The sequence below is a fragment of the Rhizobacter sp. P1_G5 genome (assembly GCF_056405435.1).
Genome location: NZ_JBFUCB010000329.1, coordinates 1 through 6,617, shown reverse-complemented (window position 1 = coordinate 6,617; position 6,617 = coordinate 1). Strand labels below are relative to the sequence as shown.

Here is a 6,617-nt window from a genome sequence, read left to right as displayed (position 1 = left end):
GCATGACGAAGACCAACACGCTGGGCGTGGTCGGCTCGATCCCGATTCCCGAGGTGATCCGCAACATCAACAGCTTCACGCTGGGTGCGCAGTCGGTGAACCCGAAGATCAAGACCAAGGTGGTCTGGGTCAACGAGTGGTTCAACCCGCCGAAGGAAACCGACGCCGCGCAATCGCTGATCAACGGCGGCGCCGACGTGCTGATGCAGAACACCGACTCGAGCGCGGTGCTGCAGACGGCCGAGAAGGCCGGCAAGTACGCATTCGGCTGGGACAGCGACATGACCGCCTACGGCCCGAAGGCCCACCTGGCCTCGAGCATCATCAACTGGTCGCCGTACTACATCAAGGCGACGCGGGATGCGCTGGACGGCAAGTGGGCCGGCAACAGCGCCTCGTGGTGGGGCGTCAAGGAAGGCGCGATCGACCTGGTGTCGATCTCCGACAAGGTGCCGGCCGAGCTGAAGGAGAAGGTCGAGAAGGTGAAGGCCGGCCTGAAGGACGGCAGCTTCGCGATCTGGAAGGGCCCGATCGTCGGCAACGACGGCAAGGAAGTGCTGAAGAAGGACGAGGTCGCCGATGACAAGTTCATGAGCGGCATCAAGTTCTTCGTGAAGGGCGTCGACGGCAAAGTCCCCGGCGGAAAGTGACACCCACCCCCGAGGCGCTTCGCGCCTCCCCCTCAAGGGGGCGCCTCCAGTGGCCCGGCAGAGCCGGTTCCACGGAGTCCGCTTGATGGGTCGCACGCTGGCGCGGCGACATGCCTGCTGAGAATGGCTTGGTGGAAGCAACGCTCTGGCACCCGGTCGCCGACAGCTCTGCGCTGACCGACGGACCGCTTGCCGCGCGCTTGCTCGCCCACGACCTGGTGCTGTGGCGCGACGACACCGGCCGCGCCCGCACGTTCACCGACCGCTGCCCGCACCGCGGCACGCGGCTTTCGCTCGGGCGCGTAGTTCAGCACGAAGGCCGCGCCTCGCTCGAATGCCCGTACCACGGCTGGCGCTTTGGGCACGATGGCGCCTGCGTGCTGATCGCGTCGCAGCCGTCGTTCGCGCCGCCGCCCTCGCATGCGGCCTGCGCGCATGAAGCGCAGGAGGCGCATGGCCTCGTGTGGGTGCGGCTGCAGCCGGGCGACACGCCCCTGCCCGCCTTCGAGGCCGAGACCGACCCGCAACTGCGCAAGCTGCTGTGCGGCCCGTACGACGTGGCGACCTGTGCCGGCCGCATCGTCGAGAACTTCCTCGATCTGTCGCACTTCGGCTTCGTGCACGACGGCTGGCTCGGCGAGCGCGCGCAGCCGCAGACGCCCGCTTACACCGTGCAGTCCACGCCGACCGGCTTCGTCGCCACCGGCTGCAGGGCCTGGCAGCCGCAGAGCAACCGGCTGTCGACCGAAGGCAGCTGGGTCGACTACCGCTACGAGCTGACCGCACCGTTCAGCGCGGTGCTGACCAAGCTGCCGCAGGCGCAGGATGGCTACCTTGACGTGATCGGCCTGTTCGTCTGCCCGCTCGACGAGGAGCACAGCCGCGTCTGGTTCCGCCTGGCGATCACCGACCACGATTCCAGCGACGACGCGCTGCGCGCGTTCCAGCACACCATCTTCACGCAGGACCAGCCCGTCCTCGAGTCGCAGCAGCCCAGGCGGCTGCCGCTCGCGGACGGCGAGGTGCACTGCGCGGCCGACCGCAGCTCGGCCGCCTACCGCCGCTTCCTGATCGAACGCGGCATCCGTTTTGGAGCCATCGCATGAACCTCGACGCCATCCCTCGCGACCGCCTGCCCGCGCTGCTGTGCGCGATGCCGAAGGCCGAGCTGCACATCCACATCGAGGGCTCGCTGGAGCCGGAGCTGATCTTCGCGCTGGCGCAGCGAAACGGCGTGTCGATCCCGTATGCCAGCGTCGAGGCGCTGCGCGAGGCCTATGCGTTCACCGACCTGCAGAGCTTCCTCGACATCTACTACGCCGGCGCGAGCGTGCTGCTGAAGGAGGAAGACTTCTTCGACATGGCGATGGCCTACTTCCGCCGCGCGGCCGCCGACAACGTCGTCCATGCGGAGCTGTTCTTCGATCCGCAGACGCACACCGAGCGCGGCGTCAGCTTCGAGACGGTGATCAACGGGCTGACGCGGGCGGGCGAGACGGCGCGGCGCGAACTGGGTGTCAGCAGCGCGCTGATCCTGTGCTTCCTGCGGCACCTGAGCGAAGAAGCCGCGTTCGAGACGCTGGCACAGGCGCTGCCGTTTCGCGAGCGCTTCATCGGCGTCGGCCTCGACAGCAGCGAGCGCGGACACCCGCCGGAGAAGTTCGCGCGCGTGTTCGCGAAGTGCCGCGAACTGGGATTGCGGCTGGTCGCGCACGCCGGCGAGGAAGGCCCGCCGGCCTACATCTGGAGCGCGCTCGACGTGCTGAAGGTCGAGCGCATCGACCACGGCGTGCGCTGTGTTGAAGACCCTGTGTTGGTGAAGCGGTTGGCCGCCGAGCGCATGCCGCTGACGGTGTGCCCGCTGTCGAACGTGAAGCTGTGCGTGTACCCCGACATGGCGGCGCATCAGCTGGGCGCCTTGCTCGATGCGGGCCTGTGCGCGACGGTCAACTCGGACGACCCGGCGTACTTCGGCGGCTACATGAACGCGAACTTCCTCGCGACCTTCGACGCGCTGCCGGCGCTGGGGGCGCGGCAGGCGTATCAGTTGGCGAAGAACAGCTTCGAGGCGAGCTTCGTGGATGGCGCTCAAAAGGCTGCGTGGGAGCAGAAGCTCGACAAGGCATTCGCCGCCTTCTGAGGTCCTGCAGGTCTCAAGCCTGCAGTTTCCAGCGTGATCCAGCGATGGCAGCCCGCCACGCCATCTCGAACTCCCGACCATCCAGCCCCTCGATCACGAACTCCGGATCGGCCGCGATATCGGCAGCGAGCGGCACGGGTCTTTCGCCCAGGAACGTGTGCCCGCTTGTCTGGTGGTCGCTGGCGAAGCCCATGTGGCCATCCGCGAAAACCTCCACCTTGCGGACCTCATAGCGTTCCGCATCGAGTTCGCTCAGGAGAAGAATCGGCTCGGAGGCATGCTGGTGAAGCCAGCGAACTTTCACGTAGTCCATTCAGTTTTCTCCACTGCGGATGAGCCGCCCCGAGAGATCGAGAGGCTCTCGACCAAGCACAACATACACGCCGTCGCGGCCTTTCAGTACGTCGATTCCCACCATATCGATCTCGATGAAGTGTGTGAATCGCCGTGCCTGGAACGGTTGCCCCAGAAAGCACCTCGACAACTGGCTGGAGGACAGTGTGCCGGGAACCCTGTCCGAAAGGTACTGACCTTCACCGTACCGGACATCTCGTGGATTGTGTCTCTTCAGGGATGGCAGCAGGTGGCCCGTCTCGAGGATTCCTCTCAGGCCAACGCCGTCCGTGTAGTGAAACAGCGTCGTGCGTCGGTTACTGCCGTGAATGATGTCGGTGCGGCTCATGGTGCCGGCAGTCCTCGCGATGCGCCGAAGAATCGGCGAAAACCCGCGAGGCTTTCACAGACACGCTCTTCACGAAACCTGTGAAATCGTGTTCGTGCGCCAAAGCAACAGAGACATGCAGACGCTTGCGCTTCACTCCCGCCACATCCGCCCCGCCCAATCCGAGAAGGTCTTCAAGCGCTGCGCCTCGGCCCCGTGGTTGCGCGCCGACATCACGCTCCAGGCGATGTACTGCTCGCCGGTCCAGTCCACCCAGCCGCCGACCAGGTGCGGCTGCCCCTTCGCATTCAACGGCAGCGGCGTGCGCTTCGGATCGAGACAGAAACGGAAGCCCGACTTGATCTCCGGCTCGCTGCCGAACAGCGCATTCGGATCACACCGCCGCCACTGCTCGTAAGTGGTGTTCGCATACAGCGCGTTGTAGAGCGAGATCGAGCTGTTGATGAACATCAGGTGCAGCCCCGGCGTCACCGCGTCGAGCTGGCGGAAGCGCGACTTCTCCCAGTCCTCCGGCCCGCGGTCGACCACCTCGCCGACGCCCAGCTTGTGGATCGCCAGCGAAGCCCGGCTCTGGTGCCCCTTGTTGCGGAACAGGTCGGTCGGCGCGGCCGGATCCGGCTGGTTGAACGGCAGGTCGGTGTTGGCCAGCTGCGCGAGCTTGGTGCGCACCTGGAAGTAGCGCGCCAGGTGCATCGCCGACACGGGCCCCGGTGCCTTGGCGGTGATCAGGTCGTCGACCACCGCGGTCGTGAAGCCCATGTGGTACGGCCAGTCCATCGGCCCCTCCGACGCCCCCGGCCAGCCCGGGTTCACCGTCATCTGCAGCTGGTACCACTGGTTGGTGCGGTAGAACGACACCAGCCGCGGCTCCCACGAGAAGTAGTTCTCTCGACCGTTCACCGGCGCGAACAGCATGTGCGGTGCCGTGTAGAACACGCTCGGCCAGCTGAACGGCCAGCCGCGCGGCTCGCCGATGCCGACCCACTGGCCGCTGGCATTGCGCGAGCCGTGCAGCCAGTCCTGCCGCCCTTCGAGGCCGTAGGTGTGGGCCAGCTCCCATTGCTTGACGCTCATCCAGTGGATGGCGCCGAACAGCGCGCGCTCGATGAACGCTTCCTTCGTGAAGGCGGCCGGCAGGTTGACCGCACTCGCCGTCTGGGCCGACAGGCGCGCCTGCAGCTTCTTGCCGCCCAGTTCGCCACCATACGGCTTGGACGGGTCGCCCGACACGCGCGAGCCGCGGCCGCCGCCGGCGAAGGCGATGGTCTTGCCACCGACATCGTTGAGCCAGGCCTGTGCGCGTTCGCGCAGCTCGGGCGTCAGGTGGCTCCAGTCGCCGTAGACGCCGTTCGGGTTCCGGTTGGCATTCAGGAAATCGGAGACGCGCTTGACCACCTTGATCGGGTTCGAGCCGTCGTCGCCCTGGGTCTCGAACAGGCCCTGCGCCTGCCCCGCGTCGGGCGCCCAGATGTCAAGCGGGCTCTCGATCGGCAGCCACGCGCTCCAGTCCGGCAGCTGCAACGGGATCGGCATCTCGCGCGTGTTCAGCACCTTGCCGCGGCTCGGGTCCATCGCGGCGTCGAGCTCGGCCTGCGTCACCGCGGCGGTGCTGTTCGCGGCCTTGCCGGCGAACACGTTGACGAAGGACTTCGCATCGGGCAGCACCGCATCGAGGCCCGCACCGGCTGCCCATTCGACGGTCGGCTTCGCATCCAGGCCCGGGCCCGGCTGGTACGGCGGATTCCACGGCGTGGCCTGCGCGACGTGCGGCACCTTGGTGTACAGCGCGGCACGCAGGTAGGCGGCGATCTGCCTGCCTTGCGTCTCGCTCAGGCCATGGAAGCGCGAGCGCTGCACCACCGAGTTGTTCGAGAAGTTGAAGTACTGCAGGTCGCGGCCGTCGCTCGCGTGGCATGACGAGCACGCGGCGCGGATCGTCGTGTCGACGATCGGCGACTTCTTCAGCAGGTTCTGGCCGCTCCACAGGACCTTGCCCGCGTCGGCGTCGGCGCTCCAGGTGCGGCCGGCCTCCTTCTCGGCCTGGATGTCGGCCCACTGGCGCGGCTGGGCCGCGCCGAGGTGGCGGCCCGCGGCATCCTGGATCTGCAGGTCGAGGATGCGGAAGCCGTTGGAGTTGCCGTCGGTGCCGTTGAAGCGGAACTCGATGCGGTTGGTGGCCGGCAGCGCGACCAGGCGGGCGCGCGCGGTCGCGTCCAGCGGTACGCGGAAGCGGATCGTCAGCAGCCCGCCGTTGACGCCGCCGTGCGCGCGCTCGACTTCGTCGAGCTGCACCGTGCTGTCGCTGATGTCGATCCACGGCGCAGTGCTGCCATTGGGCCCGCCGACGATGCGCAGGCTGCCGGCGATCCTGGTCAGCGGCTTGGCGAGCGCCTCGAACTCCGGCGAGTTGTAGAAGCCGCAGCGGTGGCAGCGCACCACCAGCTGGCTCGCGCTACCGAGGGCTGACGCGTCGAGCGCGAGCTGGGCCGGCACGACGGTCGGTGCGTCGGGCGCGCCGGCGCCGAGGACTTCGAGCGGCAGCGTCAGCGTGGGAGCGGGCGCCGGGCTCGGTGCGGGGGACGGTGCAGGAGAMGGCGCCGGTGCCGGGCTGGGGGCTGGTGCCGGAGCGGGGGCCGGAGAGGGAGCCGGTGCAGGCGACGGCGCCGGAGCGGGCGCAGGTGCGGGTGCGGGTGCGGGTGCGGGAGCCTGCGCATCGGTCGCCAGCAACTGCCAGCGCTGGTTGTCGTTGTTGCCGCAGTCCCATTGCTGGATGCGGCCGCCGGCCACCGTGCTGAAATCCTTCACGTCGAGGCACTTGCCGCTGTGCTTCGCCGCGATGCGGAAGCTGTCGCCGACCGGCATCACGCTGAAGCGCTGGTTGGCGCCGGCGCCGTAGCTCCATTGCTGGATCAGCGCACCGTTGGCGGTCGAGATGTCGCTCACGTCGAGCGCGCGGCCGCTGTTGACGTTGATGAACGCATAGCTGCCATCGTCGGCCGCGCGCACCTCGAAGCGCTGGCTGGCCGAGGTGCTGCAGGCGGCCTGCAGCGTTTTCGCGCCATCGGTGGTGGCGGCGCCTTCGATGTCCAGGCACAGCTTCGACTGCAGGCCGCGCAGCGTGTACTGGCCGATCGCGAGCGCGCCG

The 6,617-nt window shown here is 67.9% G+C and carries 6 protein-coding genes; 3 read left to right on the top strand and 3 right to left on the bottom strand.

Features of this window, described 5'->3' with window-relative positions; translation table 11 throughout:
- From AC1D12_RS20705 to AC1D12_RS20695, 3 genes are all read left to right on the top strand, one after another.
- A partial coding sequence (locus AC1D12_RS20705) for a BMP family ABC transporter substrate-binding protein (RefSeq protein ID WP_477842543.1) occupies positions 1-650 on the top strand: 650 nt, incomplete at its 5' end.
- A gap of 128 nt (positions 651-778) precedes the next feature.
- Entirely contained in the window at positions 779-1,756 is a 978-nt protein-coding gene (locus AC1D12_RS20700) for a Rieske 2Fe-2S domain-containing protein (protein ID WP_477826797.1), read from the top strand.
- On the top strand, positions 1,753-2,790 hold the full coding sequence (locus AC1D12_RS20695) for an adenosine deaminase (RefSeq protein WP_477842541.1): 1,038 nt from the start codon (positions 1,753-1,755) through the stop codon (positions 2,788-2,790). The genes AC1D12_RS20700 and AC1D12_RS20695 overlap by 4 nt, the downstream gene beginning before the upstream one ends.
- Positions 2,791-2,803: 13 nt before the next feature.
- Here the strand turns inward: AC1D12_RS20695 and AC1D12_RS20690 are convergent, their stop codons facing one another.
- The 3 genes from AC1D12_RS20690 to AC1D12_RS20680 form a co-directional block, all read right to left on the bottom strand.
- Positions 2,804-3,103: a DUF6881 domain-containing protein gene (locus AC1D12_RS20690; RefSeq protein WP_465112666.1), complete on the bottom strand. Its 300-nt coding sequence runs from the start codon at positions 3,101-3,103 to the stop codon at positions 2,804-2,806.
- Positions 3,104-3,472, bottom strand: a complete 369-nt coding sequence (locus tag AC1D12_RS20685) for an HYD1 signature containing ADP-ribosyltransferase family protein (RefSeq protein ID WP_477826796.1) — start codon at positions 3,470-3,472, stop codon at positions 3,104-3,106.
- Positions 3,473-3,604: 132 nt separating this feature from the next.
- Positions 3,605-6,617, bottom strand: a 3,013-nt coding sequence (locus AC1D12_RS20680; RefSeq protein ID WP_477842539.1) for an RICIN domain-containing protein, incomplete at its 5' end; no start/stop codon positions are given.